This is a genomic window from Streptococcus oralis, assembly GCF_019929345.1.
GTDB lineage: Bacteria > Bacillota > Bacilli > Lactobacillales > Streptococcaceae > Streptococcus.
The window spans coordinates 1-19,862 of the sequence record NZ_JAHZPJ010000011.1 but is presented as its reverse complement, the minus strand read 5'-3'; the positions used below and the strand labels follow the sequence as shown (position 1 = coordinate 19,862).

The 19,862-nt window shown below is 41.4% G+C and carries 31 protein-coding genes; all 31 read right to left on the bottom strand.

Annotation, left to right across the window (positions count from 1 at the left end; translation table 11 throughout):
- Positions 1-117: 117 nt before the first annotated feature.
- On the bottom strand, positions 118-1,428 hold the full coding sequence (gene secY, locus K1I97_RS07565; protein WP_223332062.1) for a preprotein translocase subunit SecY: 1,311 nt from the start codon (positions 1,426-1,428) through the stop codon (positions 118-120).
- A 12-nt stretch (positions 1,429-1,440) separates the two neighbouring features.
- The gene (gene rplO, locus K1I97_RS07560) at positions 1,441-1,881 is read right to left on the bottom strand and encodes a 50S ribosomal protein L15 (RefSeq protein ID WP_223332063.1); all 441 of its coding nucleotides are present in this window, start codon (positions 1,879-1,881) and stop codon (positions 1,441-1,443) included.
- Positions 1,882-2,026: 145 nt separating this feature from the next.
- Positions 2,027-2,209, bottom strand: coding sequence for a 50S ribosomal protein L30 (gene rpmD, locus K1I97_RS07555; protein ID WP_000057241.1), 183 nt, complete (start codon positions 2,207-2,209; stop codon positions 2,027-2,029).
- 13 nt (positions 2,210-2,222) lie between these two features.
- Entirely contained in the window at positions 2,223-2,717 is a 495-nt protein-coding gene (gene rpsE / locus K1I97_RS07550; RefSeq protein ID WP_125394927.1) for a 30S ribosomal protein S5, read from the bottom strand.
- A 17-nt stretch (positions 2,718-2,734) separates the two neighbouring features.
- Positions 2,735-3,091, bottom strand: a complete 357-nt coding sequence (gene rplR, locus K1I97_RS07545; RefSeq protein ID WP_004251098.1) for a 50S ribosomal protein L18 — start codon at positions 3,089-3,091, stop codon at positions 2,735-2,737.
- An 83-nt stretch (positions 3,092-3,174) separates the two neighbouring features.
- A complete protein-coding gene (rplF, locus tag K1I97_RS07540; protein ID WP_084971906.1) occupies positions 3,175-3,711 on the bottom strand; it encodes a 50S ribosomal protein L6 in 537 nt (178 codons plus the stop codon).
- Positions 3,712-3,773: 62 nt separating this feature from the next.
- A complete protein-coding gene (locus K1I97_RS07535) occupies positions 3,774-3,953 on the bottom strand; it encodes a hypothetical protein (protein WP_129325872.1) in 180 nt (59 codons plus the stop codon).
- A 166-nt stretch (positions 3,954-4,119) separates the two neighbouring features.
- Complete coding sequence (gene rpsH, locus K1I97_RS07530) at positions 4,120-4,518, bottom strand: 30S ribosomal protein S8 (RefSeq protein WP_000245504.1); 399 nt, start codon at positions 4,516-4,518, stop codon at positions 4,120-4,122.
- Positions 4,519-4,802: 284 nt separating this feature from the next.
- Entirely contained in the window at positions 4,803-4,988 is a 186-nt protein-coding gene (locus tag K1I97_RS07525; RefSeq protein WP_001085697.1) for a type Z 30S ribosomal protein S14, read from the bottom strand.
- Between the two features lie 17 nt (positions 4,989-5,005).
- Positions 5,006-5,548: a 50S ribosomal protein L5 gene (gene rplE, locus K1I97_RS07520; RefSeq protein WP_000013542.1), complete on the bottom strand. Its 543-nt coding sequence runs from the start codon at positions 5,546-5,548 to the stop codon at positions 5,006-5,008.
- A gap of 23 nt (positions 5,549-5,571) precedes the next feature.
- Positions 5,572-5,877, bottom strand: coding sequence for a 50S ribosomal protein L24 (gene rplX / locus K1I97_RS07515; protein WP_000497691.1), 306 nt, complete (start codon positions 5,875-5,877; stop codon positions 5,572-5,574).
- A gap of 182 nt (positions 5,878-6,059) precedes the next feature.
- Positions 6,060-6,428: a 50S ribosomal protein L14 gene (gene rplN, locus K1I97_RS07510; RefSeq protein ID WP_000616548.1), complete on the bottom strand. Its 369-nt coding sequence runs from the start codon at positions 6,426-6,428 to the stop codon at positions 6,060-6,062.
- 25 nt (positions 6,429-6,453) lie between these two features.
- Positions 6,454-6,714: a 30S ribosomal protein S17 gene (gene rpsQ, locus K1I97_RS07505; protein WP_000440801.1), complete on the bottom strand. Its 261-nt coding sequence runs from the start codon at positions 6,712-6,714 to the stop codon at positions 6,454-6,456.
- Between the two features lie 24 nt (positions 6,715-6,738).
- Entirely contained in the window at positions 6,739-6,945 is a 207-nt protein-coding gene (gene rpmC, locus K1I97_RS07500; RefSeq protein ID WP_000772918.1) for a 50S ribosomal protein L29, read from the bottom strand.
- Between the two features lie 9 nt (positions 6,946-6,954).
- Positions 6,955-7,368, bottom strand: a complete 414-nt coding sequence (gene rplP, locus K1I97_RS07495; protein ID WP_000960948.1) for a 50S ribosomal protein L16 — start codon at positions 7,366-7,368, stop codon at positions 6,955-6,957.
- Positions 7,369-7,371: 3 nt separating this feature from the next.
- Positions 7,372-8,025, bottom strand: coding sequence for a 30S ribosomal protein S3 (rpsC, locus tag K1I97_RS07490; RefSeq protein WP_000529936.1), 654 nt, complete (start codon positions 8,023-8,025; stop codon positions 7,372-7,374).
- Positions 8,026-8,037: 12 nt separating this feature from the next.
- On the bottom strand, positions 8,038-8,382 hold the full coding sequence (rplV, locus tag K1I97_RS07485) for a 50S ribosomal protein L22 (protein ID WP_000818137.1): 345 nt from the start codon (positions 8,380-8,382) through the stop codon (positions 8,038-8,040).
- A gap of 11 nt (positions 8,383-8,393) precedes the next feature.
- Positions 8,394-8,675 (bottom strand): 30S ribosomal protein S19, encoded by a 282-nt coding sequence (rpsS, locus tag K1I97_RS07480; protein ID WP_000533766.1) that lies wholly within the window; start codon positions 8,673-8,675, stop codon positions 8,394-8,396.
- Between the two features lie 103 nt (positions 8,676-8,778).
- The gene (gene rplB, locus K1I97_RS07475; protein WP_000512910.1) at positions 8,779-9,612 is read right to left on the bottom strand and encodes a 50S ribosomal protein L2; all 834 of its coding nucleotides are present in this window, start codon (positions 9,610-9,612) and stop codon (positions 8,779-8,781) included.
- A gap of 17 nt (positions 9,613-9,629) precedes the next feature.
- Positions 9,630-9,926, bottom strand: a complete 297-nt coding sequence (locus tag K1I97_RS07470; protein WP_223332064.1) for a 50S ribosomal protein L23 — start codon at positions 9,924-9,926, stop codon at positions 9,630-9,632.
- Positions 9,926-10,549, bottom strand: coding sequence for a 50S ribosomal protein L4 (gene rplD / locus K1I97_RS07465; protein WP_000024537.1), 624 nt, complete (start codon positions 10,547-10,549; stop codon positions 9,926-9,928). Before rplD ends, K1I97_RS07470 begins: the two co-directional genes overlap by 1 nt.
- A gap of 24 nt (positions 10,550-10,573) precedes the next feature.
- Positions 10,574-11,200: a 50S ribosomal protein L3 gene (rplC, locus tag K1I97_RS07460; protein WP_000160197.1), complete on the bottom strand. Its 627-nt coding sequence runs from the start codon at positions 11,198-11,200 to the stop codon at positions 10,574-10,576.
- Between the two features lie 217 nt (positions 11,201-11,417).
- Complete coding sequence (rpsJ, locus tag K1I97_RS07455; RefSeq protein WP_001284513.1) at positions 11,418-11,726, bottom strand: 30S ribosomal protein S10; 309 nt, start codon at positions 11,724-11,726, stop codon at positions 11,418-11,420.
- Between the two features lie 265 nt (positions 11,727-11,991).
- Positions 11,992-12,618, bottom strand: coding sequence for a uridine kinase family protein (locus tag K1I97_RS07450; protein ID WP_223332065.1), 627 nt, complete (start codon positions 12,616-12,618; stop codon positions 11,992-11,994).
- Positions 12,615-13,211, bottom strand: a complete 597-nt coding sequence (nrdG, locus tag K1I97_RS07445) for an anaerobic ribonucleoside-triphosphate reductase activating protein (protein WP_000220155.1) — start codon at positions 13,209-13,211, stop codon at positions 12,615-12,617. The genes K1I97_RS07450 and nrdG overlap by 4 nt, the downstream gene beginning before the upstream one ends.
- Before the next feature lie 4 nt (positions 13,212-13,215).
- Positions 13,216-13,716 carry a GNAT family N-acetyltransferase gene (locus K1I97_RS07440; RefSeq protein ID WP_223332066.1) on the bottom strand — a complete coding sequence of 167 codons (501 nt, stop codon included), beginning with the start codon at positions 13,714-13,716 and terminating at the stop codon, positions 13,216-13,218.
- A gap of 43 nt (positions 13,717-13,759) precedes the next feature.
- A complete protein-coding gene (locus K1I97_RS07435; protein WP_223332067.1) occupies positions 13,760-13,903 on the bottom strand; it encodes a hypothetical protein in 144 nt (47 codons plus the stop codon).
- Positions 13,904-13,914: 11 nt separating this feature from the next.
- Positions 13,915-16,122 (bottom strand): anaerobic ribonucleoside-triphosphate reductase, encoded by a 2,208-nt coding sequence (gene nrdD, locus K1I97_RS07430; protein WP_223332068.1) that lies wholly within the window; start codon positions 16,120-16,122, stop codon positions 13,915-13,917.
- Positions 16,123-16,238: 116 nt separating this feature from the next.
- The gene (locus K1I97_RS07425) at positions 16,239-17,795 is read right to left on the bottom strand and encodes a damage-inducible protein CinA (RefSeq protein WP_223332069.1); all 1,557 of its coding nucleotides are present in this window, start codon (positions 17,793-17,795) and stop codon (positions 16,239-16,241) included.
- Positions 17,796-17,830: 35 nt separating this feature from the next.
- Positions 17,831-17,974, bottom strand: a complete 144-nt coding sequence (locus K1I97_RS07420; protein WP_223332070.1) for a hypothetical protein — start codon at positions 17,972-17,974, stop codon at positions 17,831-17,833.
- A 506-nt stretch (positions 17,975-18,480) separates the two neighbouring features.
- Positions 18,481-19,862: mucin-binding protein (locus K1I97_RS07415; RefSeq protein WP_223351607.1), on the bottom strand; the 1,382-nt coding region annotated here is incomplete at its 5' end.

Here is a 19,862-nt window from a genome sequence, read left to right as displayed (position 1 = left end):
ATTTCAACCCCTATTTAAAAACAAAATAGAAGAGGGGAGACGAAAATCTCTCTGATAGACAGACCTTCATACTCCACTCTCTGAGCCATCTTATTCTCTGTCGAACAAGATTTGCTTCTATTCTGTTGTATTCATAAAACCAACATATTTTCGTTTCAATAGATAACCTTCCAACTGTTTGATTCCCTCAATTCCTGTCGAAATGATAATCAAAAGGCTAGTTCCCCCAAAAGCAACGGCTTCTGAAAGTCCAAAAACATCTTTTGCTACAATTGGCATGATGGAAATGACCCCTAGGAAAAGGGAGCCAACGGTTGCAAGGCGACGAAGAAGTTTTGACATAAACTCTTCAGTACCTTTACCTGGGCGAACACCATGGATATAGGCTCCACTCTTTTGTAAATTCTCTGCTGTTTTTTCAGGATTTATTTGTACAAATGTATAAAAGAAAGTAAAGAGAATAATCAAGAGAGCATAGGTAAAGATACCACTAATGGTTGTTGTCGCAAGAAGCGACTGGGCTGTTCGTACCCAAGATGCGTTGTAACCCATGGCACTTACAAATTGGAAGATGGCTGCTGGCGCAGCTGTAATCGAGCTTGCAAAGATAACTGGGATAACACCAGCAGGATTAACCTTCAAAGGAAGATAAGAGCTGGATGGAGCACCTTGAGCAAGTTTTGTATATTGAATTGGAATTTTATATTCTGCTTGCTGTACATAAGTTGTAAAATAGATAATCAACAAAACAGCGACGACTAGGATAGCGACAAAGATTATAGACGAATTCAAACGACTACTTGGAACATTGACAAAATAGTCAACATAGATACTATGAATCATCTCTGGGATTGAGGCTACAATCCCTGCAAAGATAATCATAGACACTCCATTACCATATCCCTTATCAGTAATTTGTTCCCCTAGCCAAGTCACAATCATACTTCCAGCAGTAAGAATAATACCAATCGTAACAAAAACTTGTGGTGTAAGGTCAGTTGTCAATAACTTCGCACCCGAAAGAGTGTTAAAACCAGCTGTAATACCCACTGATTGTACAAAAGCAAGTACAAGCGCAATATAGCGAGTCGCTTGGTTCAATTTTCTTCGACCTACTTCTCCTTGTTTGCCCCATTCTACAAACTTTGGTAAAATATCCATTTGTAACAATTGGACAACGATAGAAGCAGTGATGTACGGACTTACACCAAGTGCAAAAACGGAGAAGTTCTTCATGGCATTCCCTGAAACAAGACTAAGCATGTTTAAGAAAGATAAACCACTGAGAGCTTCTAAACTTTTTGCATTCACCCCCGGAACAGTAATACTAGTCCCAACACGGAAAACAAGAATGATAAAAATCGTAAAGAGAATTTTTGATCGAACTTGTTTAACCTTGAGAGCCTCTTTTAATAATTTAAAAAACATAGGTCACCTCTCTTAGATGACTTCTACTGAACCACCTTTAGCAGTGATAGCTTCCTCAGCTGATTTAGAGAATTTAGCTGCTTTCACAGACAATTTCTTAGTCAACTCACCGTTACCAAGAATTTTAACACCTGATTTTTCAGCCTTTACAATTCCTGCTTCGATAAGAACAACTGGAGTAACTTCAGTACCATCTTCAAAGACATTCAATTGGTCAAGGTTTACAATTGCGTATTCCTTAGCGTTGATGTTAGTGAATCCACGTTTTGGAAGACGACGGAACAATGGAGTTTGTCCACCTTCAAAACCAAGGCGAACTACGCCACCGCTACGAGCTTTTTGACCTTTTTGACCGCGACCAGATGTTTTACCGTTACCTGATGAAGTACCACGACCAACACGGTTACGTACTTTACGAGAACCTTCTGCAGGTTTTAATTCATGAAGTTTCATTGTTATTTTCTCCTCTTTTGTAAAATGCTAGCGCCGATAAGAGAGAAAAGGTTGTCTCCCTTATCAACTCGCCTATACATTCGTCATCTTAGATGACTATATCTAGTTTTAGGGGATGAGTATTGCCACATCCCCTAAAAATTCATTAGTTTACTTCTTCAACTGTTACCAAGTGAGATACTGCAGTGATCATACCACGGATAGCAGCGTTATCTTCTTTGATAACAGAGCTGTTCAATTTGCCAAGTCCAAGTGCTACAACAGTTTTACGTTGTGATGGAATGCGTCCGATTGGAGACTTAGTCAAAGTAATTTTAATTTGAGCCATTTTATCCCCTTTCTTATGCCAAATCAGAAACTGAAATACCACGAAGGGCAGCAACTTCTTCAGCGCGTTTCAATTGTTTCAAACCTTCAACAGTTGCACGAACAATGTTGATTGGAGTGTTAGAACCAAGTGATTTAGATGTAATATCTGCCACACCTGCCAATTCCACAACGGCACGAACTGCACCACCAGCGGCAACTCCAGAACCTTCTACAGCAGGTTTCAACAATACTTTAGCTCCACCAAATTCTGAAAGAACTTCGTGTGGGATTGTTGTTCCAACCATAGGAACTTCAATCAAGTTTTTCTTAGCATCTTCTACTGCTTTGCGGATTGCTTCTGGAACTTCTTGAGCTTTACCAGTACCAAATCCTACGCGGCCATTGTGGTCACCAACAACAACAAGAGCTGCGAAACGAAGACGACGTCCACCTTTAACAACTTTTGTAACACGGTTGACAGCAACTACGCGTTCTTCAAATTCAACTGCATTGTCTTTAAATGCCATTTTCTAGTGTCCTCCTATTAGAATTTCAATCCGTTTTCACGAGCTGCATCAGCCAAAGCTTTCACACGTCCGTGATATAGATATCCACCGCGGTCGAACACCACTTCTGAAATACCTTTAGCACTTGCACGTTCTGCAACGAGTTTACCGACAGCAACGGCTTGTTCAGTTTTAGTTCCTTTTGAAACTTCTTTGTCAAGAGTTGAAGCACTTGCGAGCGTTACACCCGCTACGTCATCAATCACTTGAGCGTAGATGCCTGTATTAGAACGGAATACGTTCAAACGTGGGCGATCAGCAGTTCCAGAGAGTTTTCCGCGAACGCGACGGTGGCGTTTTTGGCGGAGTTTGTTTTTATCTGGTTTAGAAATCACAGTTTTCACCTCTTTAGTTTTAAATCGTGTGCTATGCACAAAGTTGGAAAATAGGTAGGTGGTTGAAAATCAACCACTCAACATTATTTACCTGTTTTACCTTCTTTAAGACGAACGTATTCGCCAACGTAACGGATACCTTTACCTTTATATGGTTCTGGTGAGCGAAGGCTACGTACGTAAGCAGCTGTTTGACCGACTGCTTCTTTTGAAATTCCGCTAACAACGATTGTTGTTGGGTTTGGAAGTTCAAAAGTAATTCCTTCTGGAGCTTCAACTTCGTCTGGATGAGATTTACCTACAGCCAAGACAAGTTTGTTTCCTTGAAGTTGTGCACGGTAACCAACCCCGCGCATTTCAAGTTCTTTCTTGAATCCTTCTGATACACCAACAACCATGTTGTTCAAAAGGGCACGAGTAGTTCCGTGGATAGTTTTCATTTCTTTTGAATCGTTTGGACGGTGAAGAGTTACTTCAGTACCTTCCACACGGATTTCAATATCTTTTGAGAACTCACGAGTAAGCTCTCCTTTAGGTCCTTTTACAGTTACTACGTTGTCATTGTTAGTGAGTTCAACACCAGCAGGCAACACGATAACTTTATTACCAATACGTGACATGTTTATTTTCTCCTGTTAGATTGTCAGGCCATTACAGCCAGTTTTCACGGGGGGCATTCGGATTAGAGCAAACCTAGTTTCTTTCGAAAAGCTTTGACAAACTCCTGATATTCTGTCAATACATCAATAGCCGCAGGACTATAACCAATTTCACATAAAAGAGATACAAGGTCATCTTTTGACAATTCAGCCAAAGCGTCTTCTGCAACAATAAGTTTTTCATTCAATTCATTAGCTTTCATCTTTTTCTCCTAAACTAATTTACTCTCTATTTAGCTGATCAGTAAATCAGCTAAATTGAACACGAGCTATGGTCTGTGTGAAAAAGACAAATCTTCCTAGAGTGTTAACACTCTTTGTCAGATTTCCTATTTTCACATTGCCCATGACGCTCTTTGTATCTTGATTTTACCAAACGTAAGCGATAACCTCACCACCAACATTCTTTTGGCGAGCTTCTTTGTCAGTAAGCAAACCTTCAGAAGTTGAAAGGATAGCGATTCCAAGTCCGTTAAGAACTTTTGGAAGATCTTCACGTTTTTTGTAGACACGAAGTCCTGGTTTAGAAACACGTTTCAAGTTAGTGATAACTTTTTCACCGTTTGGTCCGTATTTAAGGAACACACGGATGATGCCTTGTTTGTCATCTTCGATGATTTCTACGTTCTTAACAAAACCTTCGCGTTTAAGGATTTCAGCAATCCCTTTTTTGATGTTTGATGCAGGTACTTCAAGTACTTCGTGTTTTGCTTGGTTAGCGTTACGAATACGAGTTAGGAAGTCTGCGATTGGGTCAGTCATAACCATTTTATTGTTCTCCTCTTACTAGTAGTTTGCAAGTTGCACTTGCTAGTTAATACATGATACAAAGAGCGTAACAGCAAGAGCAAAAATAGGCAATTTGATGCAGGAGCGATACTCCAAAGAAAATTGGTCTTTTTTGCCAAAGCTGTAGCTCGTGTTCAAATTGGCAAGCCCAACTGAACCCGGGCTAAACTCTATGTGAAAAAGATAAACTTTCCTAGAAACTTCAGTTTCTTCGTCAAGTTTCCTATTTTCACTTGGAGTTTTGACGCCCTTGATATCTTAAATTACCAAGATGCTTTTGTTACACCAGGGATTTGTCCTTTGTAAGCTAATTCACGGAAGCAAACACGGCAAAGTTTAAATTTGCGGTAAACTGAATGTGGGCGACCACATTTTTCACAACGAGTATAAGCTTGAGTAGAGAACTTCGCTGGACGTTTGTTCTTAGCAATCATTGATTTTTTAGCCATTAGATTTACCTCCTATATTATTTTGCAAAAGGCATTCCAAGGCCTGTAAGCAATGCACGTGACTCTTCGTCAGTGTTAGCAGTTGTTACGATAACGATGTCAAGACCACGAGTTTTGTCAACGTCATCAAAGTTGATTTCTGGGAAGATCAATTGTTCTTTCACACCAAGTGTGTAGTTTCCGCGTCCATCAAATGATTTTGTTGGAACACCGTGGAAGTCACGTACACGTGGAAGTGAAACTGAAACCAATTTGTCCAAGAATTCGTACATACGTTCACCACGAAGGGTAACTTTTGCACCGATCGCTACACCTTCACGAAGACGGAAGCCGGCGATTGATTTTTTAGCTTTAGTGATAAGTGGTTTTTGACCTGAGATAAGTGCTAATTCTTCAGCAGCTTTTTCAAGGCTTTTAGCGTTTGATACAGCTTCACCAACACCCATGTTCAAAACGATCTTATCTACTTTAGGCACAGCCATCACTGATGAGTAGTTGAATTGTTCTGTCAAAGCAGGAACTACTTCATTAAGATATTTTTCTTTTAAACGATTTGCCATTATACTTCTCCTTTCCTTCGTGATTAATCAAGCACTTCGCCTGATTTTTTGTTGTAGCGAACTTTTTTACCGTCTACAAATTTGTAACCAACACGACCAGCTACACCGTTTTTGTCCAAAACTTGAACGTTTGATACGTGGATAGCTGCTTCTTTCTCGATGATACCACCTTGAGGAAGCTCGTTAGTTGGACGTTGGTGTTTCTTAACGATGTTTACACCTTCAACGATAACTTTGTTTACTTTTGGAAGGGCAGTAAGGACAACAGCTTCTGTTCCCTTATCTTTACCAGCGATTACGCGAACTTTGTCGCCTTTTTTTACAAACATTAGGTTTCTCCTTGATTTTTCTTACGCCCATAGGGGCACCCTAGCTTCAAGCTAGGGGACTAGTTTGTTTGTTTTTGCTCTGCGAAAATCAAAGCAATCCTTCGTCAGTTTCAACTCACCTAACTTAAGTTATGCTTTCGTCTTACTTCCTAGACTTGTTTTAATTTTCTTTGAGCAACCAATTAAAGTACTTCTGGAGCAAGTGACACGATCTTCATGAAGCCACCTTCACGCAATTCACGTGCAACTGGGCCAAAGATACGTGTTCCGCGAGGAGTTTTGTCTTCACGGATGATAACTGCTGCGTTTTCGTCAAATTTGATGTATGAACCATCAGCACGACGAGCACCTGATTTAGTACGAACGATAACAGCTTTTACAACGTCACCTTTTTTAACCGCACCACCAGGAGTAGCTTGTTTTACAGATGCCACAATGACATCACCGATGTTCGCAAATTTACGTTTAGAACCACCAAGAACTTTGATAGTCAAGATTTCGCGTGCACCGCTGTTGTCTGCGACTTTCAAACGAGTTTCTGTTTGAATCATTTCAGTTTTCTCCTTTCAGGTTTGATTAGATGATGACCGCTTCTTCAACAACTTCTACAAGACGGAAACGTTTTGTAGCTGAAAGCGGACGAGTTTCCATGATACGTACGATATCACCTTCTTTGGCAACATTGTTTTCATCATGTGCTTTGTATTTCTTAGAGTAGTTAATACGTTTACCATAGACTGGGTGGTTACGTTTTGTTTCAACTACAACTGTGATTGTCTTGTCCATTTTGTCAGATACAACACGTCCAACAAGAACTTTACGATTATTGCGTTCCATTGAAATTTCTCCTTCCCTAGTCTATTATTTCGCTTCAGATTGAACTGTTTTAATACGAGCGATTTGTTTTTTAACTTCTTTCAAGCGAGCTGTTTGTTCCAATTGACCAGTAGCAGCTTGGAAACGAAGTTCAAACAATTCTTTTTTCAATTCGTTTTCGCGCTTCGCGAGTTCTTCTTGAGAAAGACCACGAAGTTCTTTAACAAATTCTTTTACTTCATTAAGTTTCATGCCTTCTCCTTATTCTGCTTCACGTTTTACGAATTTACATTTAACTGGCAATTTGTGGCTAGCAAGACGAAGCGCTTCGCGAGCGATCTCTTCAGATACACCAGCAACTTCAAACATCACTTTACCACGTTTAACTGGTGCTACCCAACCTTCAGGCGCCCCTTTACCAGATCCCATACGCACACCGATAGCTTTAGCAGTGTATGATTTGTGTGGGAAGATTTTAATCCAAACTTTACCACCACGTTTCATGTAACGAGTCATGGCGATACGAGCAGCTTCGATTTGGCGGTTAGTGATCCAGTGGCTAGTTGTAGCTTGAAGACCGTATTCACCGAATGCTACTTCTTTTCCACCTTTTGCTTCACCGCGCATTTTTCCACGGAATTCACGACGGTGTTTAACACGTTTAGGTACTAACATTGGTTATTTACCTCCTTTAGTGTTTTTGCGAGCTGGAAGAACTTCACCACGGTAGATCCATACTTTAACACCAAGTTTACCGTATGTAGTATCTGCTTCTTCCCAAGCGTAATCGATATCTGCACGAAGTGTGTGAAGTGGAACAGTTCCTTCTGAGTATCCTTCAGCACGGGCGATATCTGCACCGTTCAAACGACCTGATACTTGAGTTTTGATTCCTTTAGCTCCAGCACGCATTGCACGTTGGATTGCTTGTTTTTGTGCACGACGGAAAGCGACACGTTGCTCCAATTGACGAGCAATTCCTTCACCTACAAGGTGAGCATCCAAATCAGGTTGTTTGATTTCGATGATGTTGATGTGTACTTGTTTTCCAGTCAATTTGTTAAGTTTTGCACGGAGTGCATCAACGTTAGCGCCACCTTTACCGATAACCATACCTGGTTTAGCAGTGTGAAGTGAAACGTTAACTTTGTTTACTGCGCGTTCAATTTCGATAGTTGAAACTGCTGCGTCAGCAAGTTCTTTTTGAACGAATTTACGGATTGCAAGATCTTCATGAAGGTAATCCGCGTATTCTTTTTCAGCATACCATTTGGCATCCCAATCACGGATGATGCCGACACGCATACCAATTGGATGTACTTTTTGACCCACGATTTTACCTCCTTATTTTTCTGCAACAGCTACAGTGATGTGAGCTGTACGTTTGTTGATTGGTGAAGCTGAACCTTTCGCACGTGGACGGAAACGTTTCATAGTTGGTCCTTCGTTTGCGAATGCTTCAGATACTACCAAGTTAGCTTTGTCCAAACCAAAGTTGTTTTCAGCGTTAGCTACAGCTGAGTTCAAAACTTTCAAGATGATTTCAGCAGCTTTGTTTGGTGTGAATGTCAAGATTGCAATAGCATCGGCTACGCTTTTACCACGGATGTTGTCAAGAACAAGACGTGATTTACGAGGTGAAACACGTACTGTACGAGCCATTGCTTTAGCTGAAGTAATTTCTGCCATTTATGTTCTCCTTATTTTCTACGTGTTTTCTTGTCGTCTGCAGCGTGACCTTTGTAAGTACGAGTTGGTGCAAATTCACCAAGTTTGTGACCTACCATGTCTTCTTGGATGTAAACAGGTACGTGTTTACGTCCGTCATAAACTGCGATAGTGTAACCAATGAAACTTGGGAAGATCGTTGAACGACGTGACCAAGTTTTGATAACTTTTTTCTTTTCGTCGTTAGCTTGAGCTTCAACTTTTTTCATCAAATGCTCATCGACGAAAGGTCCTTTTTTAAGACTGCGTCCCATTTTTATATTTTCTCCTTTAAATGTTGTACCACAGCGGCTTGCGCTCACATGGAGCGCTACCGAGCTGGCGGATTTCCTAGTTGCTTAGGCGACTAGTTTACTATTATTTCTCGTTGCGACGACGAACGATAAGTTTGTCAGATTTCGCTTTCTTGTTACGAGTTTTAAGACCAAGAGCAGGTTTGCCCCATGGAGTAGATGGCGCTTTACGACCAACTGGTGCTTTACCTTCACCACCACCGTGTGGGTGATCGTTAGGGTTCATTACAGAACCACGAACTGTTGGGCGGATACCTTTCCAACGGCTACGTCCTGCTTTACCAAGGTTTACAAGTCCATGTTGTTCGTTACCGACAACACCAACTGTAGCACGACAAGTTCCAAGAATCATACGAACTTCGCCAGATTGAAGACGAACAAGAACGTATTTACCTTCTTGACCCAATACTTGAGCAGAAGCTCCAGCTGCACGAACTAATTCTCCACCACGACCTGGTTTCAACTCGATGTTGTGGATCAAAGTACCAACTGGGATGTTAGCAAGTGGAAGAGCGTTTCCGACTTTGATATCTGCTTCTGGACCTGAAACGATACGTTGACCTACTTCAAGACCTTTTGGAGCGATAATGTATGCTTTCACACCGTCAGTGTAGTGTACAAGAGCGATGTTTGCAGAACGGTTTGGATCGTACTCGATAGTTTTAACAACTGCTTCAACGTTGTCTTTGTTACGTTTGAAGTCAACCAAACGGTAGAAACGTTTGTGTCCACCACCTTGGTGACGAACAGTGATACGACCGTTGTTGTTACGACCAGCCTTGCTCTTCAAAGCAACAAGCAATGATTTTTCAGGAGTGCTTGTTGTGATTTCAGCGAAATCCAAAGAAGTCATATTACGGCGACCGTTTGTTGTTGGTTTATAAACACGAATTCCCACGATATTTCCTCCTTAGATTATTCAGCTCCAGCAGCGAACAACTCGATTGCTTTTGAATCAGCTGTAAGTGTGATGATAGCTTTTTTAGTTTTGTTAGTAAAACCAGTATAACGTCCAACACGTTTCGCTTTTGGTTTTACGTTGATTGTGTTAACGTTGGCAACTTTAACACCTTCGAAAGCAGCTTCAACAGCTTGCTTGATCAAAAGTTTGTGTGCACGAGTGTCAACTTCAAATACATATTTTCCTGCTTCAAGTTGAGCCATTGAGCTTTCAGTGATAACAGGTTTTTTGATAACATCATACAAATTCATTATGCAAGAACCTCCTCGATTTTAGAGATAGCTGCTTGTGTGACAAGAAGTTTGTCGCTATTTGCGATGTCAAGAACACTTGCAGTTGTAGCAGTTGCAACTTTCACATTTGGAAGGTTACGAGCTGAAAGAGCTGCGAATTCATTTCCTTCTTCAAGGATAACAAGAACTTTAGAATCGATGCTCAATGCTGCAAGAACTTTTGCAAATTCAGCAGTTTTTGGAGCTGTAAATGAAAGAGCGTCTACAGCTACGAATTTGTTTTCAGCAACTTTTTCAGAGTAAACTGATTTAAGAGCTAGGCGACGAACTTTTTGTGGAAGTTTGTAGCCGTATGAACGTGGAGTTGGTCCGAAGACAACACCACCACCACGCCATTGTGGTGAGCGGATAGAACCTTGACGAGCACGTCCAGTTCCTTTTTGACGCCATGGTTTGCGTCCACCACCTGATACTGCAGAGCGGTTTTTAACAGCGTGTGTTCCTTGACGAAGGCTTGCGCGTTGGCTGATGATCACATCAAACACAACTGATTCATTTGGTTCGATACCAAATACTGCATCGTTAAGAACAACTTGGCCAGCTTCTTTACCAGTTTGGTCAAATAATGTTACGTTTGCCATTGTGACTGATTTCCCCTTTCTTTATTATTTACCAGCTTTAACTGCTGATTTGATAGTGATAAGAGATTTCTTAGCACCTGGTACGTTACCTTTGATAAGGATAACGTTCTTTTCTGGAACAACTTGTACAACTTCAAGGTTTTGAATTGTTACGCGGTCACCACCCATACGTCCTGCAAGGTTTTTACCTTTGAATACGCGGTTAGGTGCAACAGGTCCCATAGAACCTGGACGACGGTGGTAACGAGAACCGTGAGCCATTGGTCCACGTGATTGTCCGTGGCGTTTGATAACACCTTGGAAACCTTTACCTTTAGAAGTACCAGTTACGTCAACAACGTCTCCAGCTGCGAATGTTTCAACTGTGATTTCAGCACCAACTTCCAAGCCTTCAACGTTTTTGAATTCACGAATGAAGCGCTTAGGAGCCGTGTTAGCTTTCGCTACATGTCCTTTAGCAGGTTTGTTGCTCAATACTTCGCGTTTGTCATCGAAACCAACTTGGATAGCGTTGTATCCGTCTGTTTCAACAGTTTTAACTTGAAGAACAACGTTTGGAGTTGCTTCAATAACTGTTACAGGGATCAATTCGCCAGCTTCAGTGAAGATTTGAGTCATTCCCACTTTTTTCCCTAAGATTCCTTTTGTCATGAGAAAGTAGTTCCTTTTCTATATTTTTTATTCAAAAAGTTTTTAACGAGCGTTTTTTATGCTCAAGTCTAAGATACAAAGGGCGTCAAACTCAAAGTGAAAATAGGAAACTGACGCAGTGTCTAACAGACACTAGGAATTTTATCTTTTTTCACACCGAATTTAGCCCGTGTTCAATTAAATTGAAACACCAGCCTCTGCTCTTTTATATTTTAGATTAAAGTTTGATTTCTACGTTTACACCACTTGGAAGATCCAATTTCATCAACGCATCAACTGTTTTTTGAGTTGGGTTAACGATATCGATCAAACGTTTGTGTGTACGCATTTCAAATTGTTCGCGAGAGTCTTTGTATTTATGAGTCGCACGAATGATTGTGTAGAGGCTACGTTCAGTTGGAAGTGGGATTGGACCCGCAACTTGTGCACCTGTACGAGTAGCTGATTCTACGATTTTTGCAGCCGCTGTGTCAAGCGTACGGTGTTCGTAAGCTTTCAAACGGATACGGATTTTTTTGTTTGCCATCTTTTTCTCCTTTTCGTCTATTTAAGATAATAGGCTAGCTCCACAAGAAAACCGACGCGCGTTGCGTGGCAATGCAACCGAGCGTGTCGCAACCTCTTGCATCAAAGCTAAGGCTGTAATTTACAGCACCATAATAGAATAACACAAAGCCCCTACGATTGCAAGGGATTTGTGAGCTTTTTTTCGTTTTTTGGGGATGAAACTGTTTTCCCTTTTCATCTTTCCAAGATTACGGATTTATATCTATAAAAAACTACCTTTTCTTCTATATAATGTGTGTCATTTTGACCTTGAATGTATCTTCTGATCGATCTACTAAAATGTCCGCTTTAGACTCGGTTTCTCTATAGTATCGCAGATACTGCTCCCGTCTCATCTGATGGCTAGCTAATACAAAAGATGCATCGCGATTTCTCATAGTCGTATCTCGAGCTAAGCGCCTCTTTAATTCGGTCTCCTCATCCGTGTAGAAACAGATGGTTTTGTCAAAGAGTTCCTTCGGTAGAAAACCCACAGACATCCCTTCAACAATAAGAATCGGCTTTGCTCCAGACAAGACCTCGCTAGCCTTCCAAGGTTCATCGATTGTCAAGACATCCATACCTGCCTGCAAAGCAAGAATATCTCTCTGTAAACTTGCCAGTTCATGCGCCACTGGCAGACAAGCTGTCACCTTTTGATCTGGTGCTTGCTTTGGTACTATCAGGTGACGTTCTGAGGTGATATAGGGATCTGTTTCTAGTAAATTTACTGTAGTAGAATCTAGGGCTTGATATAATTTCTGTGCAAAGGTTGATTTACCTGAAGCCCCATGACCGTAGATCCCCAGCGTCCTAATTCTTCCCGTTTCGATCTCTGAAACCAGTTGTTCCATCAGGTCTTTTTTCTTCATTCTCTCTTCACCTGTTCATAGCTTTCTTTTCCGTCATTAAGCTTGTCCCAAATCACCACTTGCCCACTTTTGAGGGATTTTTGCACATCGATAATCCGTTGATTGGACGAACCTCGAAACTGGAGCATAAGATTGCGCTTGCTTTTATCATACCGTCCATCGACAAGGATGTCAATCAATGATAAGAGTTCCAGTTTATCTGGAGTTTCCAGCATCATTTCTTCCCAAGTGTAGCCCGTCCAGGACCAGATGTCTTTGTCTGGCAGTTCCTTTCGAATACGTTTAACGAGCGGCAAGAGAATGCCCGTATTAAGGAAGGGCTCTCCTCCTAGCAGGGTCAATCCTTGAACATAGGGTTGGGCAAGGTCTTCCATGATTTGTTCTTCTAATTCTGCCGTATAGGGAATGCCTGCGTTGAAAGACCAAGTCGCAACATTATAGCACCCCTCGCAGTGAAACATGCAACCTGCGACATAGAGAGAGTTGCGCACGCCTTCTCCATCGACAAAGTTAAAGGCCTTGTAATCAATGATCCGCCCTTTACTAAGCTCCTCACTTTTCCATTCACCTGGTTTTGGTGTATTCCATGTCATCCTTTTACTCCAAATCTATCCAGTAACGTTCTACGCCATTGCGAACATCCTCAATAAGACCTCCATTTGCAAGAATGACGGCTCTGCTAGCCGGATTTTCCACACTGCAGGTCACAAGCGCTTTTTTGATATTCTTTTGCTTGGCTACTTGCAAGCCTTGTCGGAGAGCTTCTTTGGCATAACCTTTGCCTCTTTCAGACGGGCGGATGGAGTAGCCGATATGGCCCCCATTTTCTAGTAAGTAGTCATTTAATCGGAGACGAAGGTTGAGAAAGCCAAGAGCCTGGCCTGCTACGTCAAAACTAACCAGCTGGATAGCAGGAACCCAGTTTTCAGGAATATTGAGTCCCGCTTCCGCTTGAAGATTTTCTTCTAGCCACTCTTCATAAACAAAATTGTTGGCGTTCCAAAACCCACCATCGTGGGCTGATTGAGTCTGTTCAAACTCTGCCATCATCTCTAAAATCGCTTCTTTATCTTCCAAACTTGGTCTACGTAATTCCATCCTTACCTCCTGCTAAGAGAAAAGCGAGAGCGGACTCTCACTTTTATTTTTTCTTGTTCTTGTTTAAAAACTGTTCTCTGAGGTTGAGCAAGCGTTCTTTTTTACCTGCTCCACCACCTTTCGAGTGTTTCTCGTGATAACGGGTCACTTGTGCGCGTCCCTTATCGTCTAATTGGTATTTCCCCATTCCATTTCCTTCTAATTTGTTACTTCATGTCCGGCTGTTTTAATGGTTGAACCGTTCATGTGTTTGACACGCGCAGCGATTTCCTTGTGGCGTCCATTAACCATTGGACGTGCTTGAGGATTGCCCAGATAACCACACGTACGTTTGACCACGTCTACTGTTTTAGGGTCGCTATTCCCACAGTTTGGACAAGCAAATCCTCGTTCAGTTGGTTCAAAATCCCCTTCAAAATCACACTTGTAGCAACGATCAATCGGAGTATTGGTTCCTAGATAACCAACTCGGTCATAGGCATAGTCCCAAACAGCTTCCAAGGCTTTAGGATTTTGTTGAAGAACTGGATACTCACAATAGTGGATAAATCCTCCTGACGCGCCTGCTTCTGGATAAACTTTTTCAAAATCCAGTTTTTCAAACGGTGTTGGATTTTTCCGGACATCGTAGTGGAAAGAGTTGGTGTAGTATTCCTTGTCCGTGATGTCAGGAATAGAGCCGAACTTCTCTGTGTCCAAGCGACAGAAGCGGTCTGTCAGACTTTCAGACGGTGTGGAGTAGATAGAGAAATGGTAACCATATTGGTCAGACCACTCTTCCACTCGACGTTTCATATCGCGAATGATATCCAGCGTGAATTCCTTGGCTTCTGGATTGCTTTCCCATCTGTTTCCAAAGAAGACTGTAGCCACTTCGTACAAACCGATGTAGCCCAGCGAAACTGTCGCACGGCGATTGTTGAAGAGCTGGTCAACGCTCTCTTCTTTTCCCAGACGGCGTCCGAAAGCTCCGTACTGATAGAGGATAGGGGCATTCGCTGGTGTTGCTTCCTTGGTTCTTTCCACACGGTAAACCAAGGCATCTTCCGCGATATTCATCCGCTCGTTGAAGATTTCCCAGAACTTATTCAGATCCCCTTCTGACTCGAGGGCAATACGAGGCAGATTGACCGTTACAACACCTAGATTCATCCGACCTGAATTGACCTCAACACCATTTTCATCTTTCCAACCTTGGAGGAAAGAACGGCAGCCCATAGGTACCTTGAAGGAACCTGTCAACTCGATAATCTTATCATAGGACAAGACATCTGGGTACATCCGCTTGGTTGCACATTCGAGGGCCAACTGTTTGATGTCGTAGTTTGGTGAACCTTCCTCTAAGTTGAGTCCTCTTTTTAGCGTAAAGATGAGTTTAGGGAAGATAGCTGTACGGTGTTCTGAACCAAGACCCTTGATACGAATAGTCAAGATAGCTTTTTGAATTTCACGCTCAAAACGATTGGTTCCTAGACCGAAACCTAGCGAAGTAAAAGGTGTTTGTCCATTTGAAGTGAAGAGGGTGTTGATTTCATACTCAAGAGATTGCATGGCATCGTAGATGTCTTTTTGGGTTTTCTTCCAAGCATAATCTTCTCGTTTTTCAGGCAAGACCCATTCTTCTGCATCCTTGAGGTGTTTTTGGTAATTCTTCTCCGCGTAAGGTGCCAAGACTTCATCAATACGGTCAGCTGAACAGCCCCCGTACTGGCTAGAAGCAACATTTGCGATGATTTGTGAAATCTGAGCTGTCGCAGTCTGGATAGACTTGGGTCTCTCTACCTCTGCATTGCCAATCTTAAAACCATTTTCCAACATGCCTTTAAAATCAATCAAACAGCAGTTGGTCATCGGAGTATAGGGGCTGTAATCCAAGTCATGATAGTGGATATCCCCTTTTTGGTGAGCATTGGCTACGTGCTTAGGAAGCATTTGCAGTCCGATTGATTTCCCCACAATCCCTGCTGTCAAATCACGTTGGGTATTAAAGACATCACTGTCTTTATTGGCATTTTCATTGACAACTGCCTGGTCTTTGTTGAGAAGTTTATGAATGCTAAAGTTGATATCTGTCGCTTTTGAGCGCTCAAAATCCCTTTGTGTCCGATAAGTGATATACTCCTCAGCTAGCGCATATTCTTTGGCTTCAAGGAGTTCATGTTCTACGACATTCTGAATTTCGTAAATCTTGACACCTTGAGGGAAACGACTGTGAATTTCCGCAACAATACGCTCAAGCAGTCCATTTAGACGTTTTTCGACCAGGGGTGTCACATCCATGACTTTGTCAGCCGCCTTGTGGAGAGCTTTGTCAATCTTGTCTATATCAAACACTACACGTCTACCATCTCGTTTTTCAACGAACAAAGTGGGAACGGTTGCAAGGTTTTCTTCTAATACAATCATATCCATGCTCTTTTCTATTTTTCTTCTTAAATGATATTATACCACTCTAAAAAGAAAAATCAATATCTTGTGTTAAAAATTCGAAAATTTTTAAAAATACACAAGATATTGATTTGCTATTTAGATTTATAAAGCTTGAATTCCTTACTATCCGTCTGAACAAGCTCGTATTTTTCACTAAGTAGGCTCTCTACATCCGACCACAAGGCAACCTTTTGATTGACCAAAATCATCTTCGGTTGATTTTCTTTCAAGTCATTGACTAGTTTCGTTTTATTCTCGTCGCTTGCAGTATAGAGTGTTGGTGTCACTAGAGAGCTTGGTGCCAGACGTTCACTTGCTTGGTAGAAATCTGGACGATCATCCCAAGCATAGACACGATCTTCAGAGCTCGTTTGCTGCTTGACCAAACTAGCAAGCTGCTCGCGTTCCTGATAAGTACTTGGATGCGAAATATAGCGACTCAAAAGGGGTAGAGAAATCAAATAAATAATCGCGACTAGTGGCAGATAGAAATTTCCTTTAAGGTAGCGACTAAAGAGTGATGAAGAGCGGACTCTTCGTCTACTACGACTGATGCATTCAGGACTCCCTTCTTTGACGCTGATTAGCAATAATAATGTCATAAAGGGTAAAATCGCTGCTAAACGCGAGCCATGCAAAGGTTCCTTTGAAAGAATTAACAGAGCAAGAGTTACTAATAAACCTAAATTAGCGCCTATTGAGATAGCAAATTGTTTGGCTGGCTTAGATTGAACAATCCCTGAAACAATCAATGTCAACAATCCTAAGGCAAGGGCTAACGAGCCATAAAAAGCTGCGTTATCAATCAACTTGGTATTTGAAAGCAATCCAAGAGTTGCTACTGGATACAAGGTATGACTTATCGCATCGCCAAAAGTTCCTGTCACTACTGTATAGTAGCCAATCGGATAAAAAATGGTAGAAAACCCTAAAGCTGATGCGAAAAATTGATACAAACCATGAACAAATCGACGCTTGACAATATTAAATCCAAACAACATCAATGCGAGGGCAAGGGCAAATAAAAGTGTAGGGATAGGAGATAAAAAGAATGCTAATGCTAAACTCATCCCAACGAGCAAAAATCCTTTGTCATTGATTGGATTCTCCAGATAGTCAGCTATCAAGCTAAAAGCATAAAACAAGAAGGGCATCGCTACAATCACAGCATAGCTACCACCAAATCCCAGACTGGCTACAAGAAGATAGAAAATAGCCAATAATTGTCTAGCTTGACCTCTTTGACCTGTCAATGTATTTGCAGATTTGAATAGAAAAAAACCAGCACCAAACAATGCTACCCACTCCGCCAATGCAAATAGAATGCTCCCTTGAGAAAGATATATTAGTAAATAATAAAGCAGTCCGTTTGAGCCATAATAGTCTGTGTAAATTTGGCCATTCTGGTGCAATGCCCAACCAGTATAAAAGTCTTGCATTTGTTGGGGACTCACCAGACCAAAGATAAAGGGTACCACACCCGAGATGACTGTAGCAAATAGGCTCCAAATTAAGATACTAAAAAATGGAGAACCACTTGTTTTAGTAGCATCTTGATTTAGTTGTAAATCCTCCTCTTGAACTGCTTCAAACTGTTGTTCATAGGGGTAAGTAGCTGCTCCCTCATCATTTTTTCCATATACGTTCATTCATCTTCTCCTCTAAGTTTATCTGTTTTAGTATATCAAAAACTTAGAGGAATGTCAGCTGGTGATTGATATTTCCTTAACTTCTTATCTAACTCAGCGAAACGTTCAATTTCACGAAATCGGTGTAAACTACTTGTTTGAAATTCTAGCATAAACTCATACTCTTCTTGTCTTATCATTTTATCTCCTTATTTATCTATTCGAAAAAAAAAGAAAAATTTGTCCCAAACCTGATTTCTTCATCTATTTTTGAACATCTATCACATTAAAAAATTTGATCATTACCTATGTTCTAGTGGAAAATTCATTATGCTGCTTAAATGGTAAATCATTCACTATCGTAATTTCAATTGCTTGAGAGATCAAATCACCAAGATTTTATTCACCTTGCCATTTTGAACTTCGAACAAACACAAGGTAAGCTGGTTGCTTGAATACAAAATTTTGTACTTTGAAACTTCAAAACTGTAAACGTAAAATTTTCGTTATTTTGAATATTATAAAAGAGGGAGAATCACTCTGATTCTCTCTTCTGCTTAATTTGATATCAGCTACTACTATTGACAGAAATCCATTAGCATTGTATCAAAAAAAAACGATAACTTCGTTAAGAAGTTATCGTTTCTCAGAGTTGACATCTAATAGCTTTCAACTCTTCATTGATTAACCATCAAGACAAGATAAATTATTCTTCCTCTTCTCTCAATCTAGGTTTAATCAAGCTAATACCAGCAAGTGCTGCAGCAATTCCCAAGCCAAGTACCGCCGCAGAAGATGATTCCTCACCTGTATTTGGCAGAACAGCAGTTCTAGGAACTCGTGGTTCTACTGGCTTGTTCGGAGCTGGTGCTGGGGCAGGAGCTGGGGTAGGAGCTGGTGGTACCGGAGTTGGCGGTACTTCAGCCTTCTTGTAAGTTACGACTTCATCTGCTGGTTTAGCTGAGTCTGCTGTAACTTTCACATCTGCTACGCTAGCTTTATCTGCTACGTAACCCTTGATGTCTGGTGAAGTTTGTCCCTTGATCACGTCATCGTGTGATGTCCATGCGCCTTTTTCTACGATTTCTTTCGTTACGACGTTGACTTTCAGAATACGCGTGAATTTAGCGCTGTCTGTGAAGCTTGGTGCTGCTTCTTTGCCATCTTCGTATACGTAAGTGATCGTACGGCTCAATTCTTTCACTGCTTCTTGTTGAGCTGACTTGATCTTATCATCTGTCCACTTAGGTCCATCCGGATTCTTAGGATCCATTGGATCGTTTGGTTTCGGTGGATTGTTTGGATCAAATGGTACTACACTTTCTTCCAATTGAACAGTGAAGTTTTGGTCCTTGCTTGCATCATCATCAAAGTTTTGTGGATCCTTGAACTCATCGTTCACAACCTTGTAACCTTGGTTAGTCAATTCTTTCAACTTCGCAAGGTATTGGTCACGGCTAATTGGTTCACCTGACTTACCGCCTTCTGAAACTTTCGCCAATTCTTTCTTAGCTTGGTTTACGAAGGTGATGGTTGCTTTTTGATCAGCCTTCTTGTAAGTTACGACTTCATCTGCTGGTTTAGCTGAGTCTGCTGTAACTTTCACATCTGCTACGCTAGCTTTATCTGCTACGTAACCCTTGATGTCTGGTGAAGTTTGTCCCTTGATCACGTCATCGTGTGATGTCCATGCGCCTTTTTCTACGATTTCTTTCGTTACGACGTTGACTTTCAGAATACGCGTGAATTTAGCGCTGTCTGTGAAGCTTGGTGCTGCTTCTTTGCCATCTTCGTATACGTAAGTGATCGTACGGCTCAATTCTTTCACTGCTTCTTGTTGAGCTGACTTGATCTTATCATCTGTCCACTTAGGTCCATCCGGATTCTTAGGATCCATTGGATCGTTTGGTTTCGGTGGATTATTTGGATCAAATGGTACTACAGCTTGACGAAGAGTAACGGTGAAGGTTTGATCCTTCTTATCGTCATTATCGAAGGTCTTAGGTCCTGCGAACTCATCGTTCACCACTTCGTAACCCTTGTCTGTCAATTCTTTCAGACGAGCTGCGTAGTTGGTTGTACCGATTG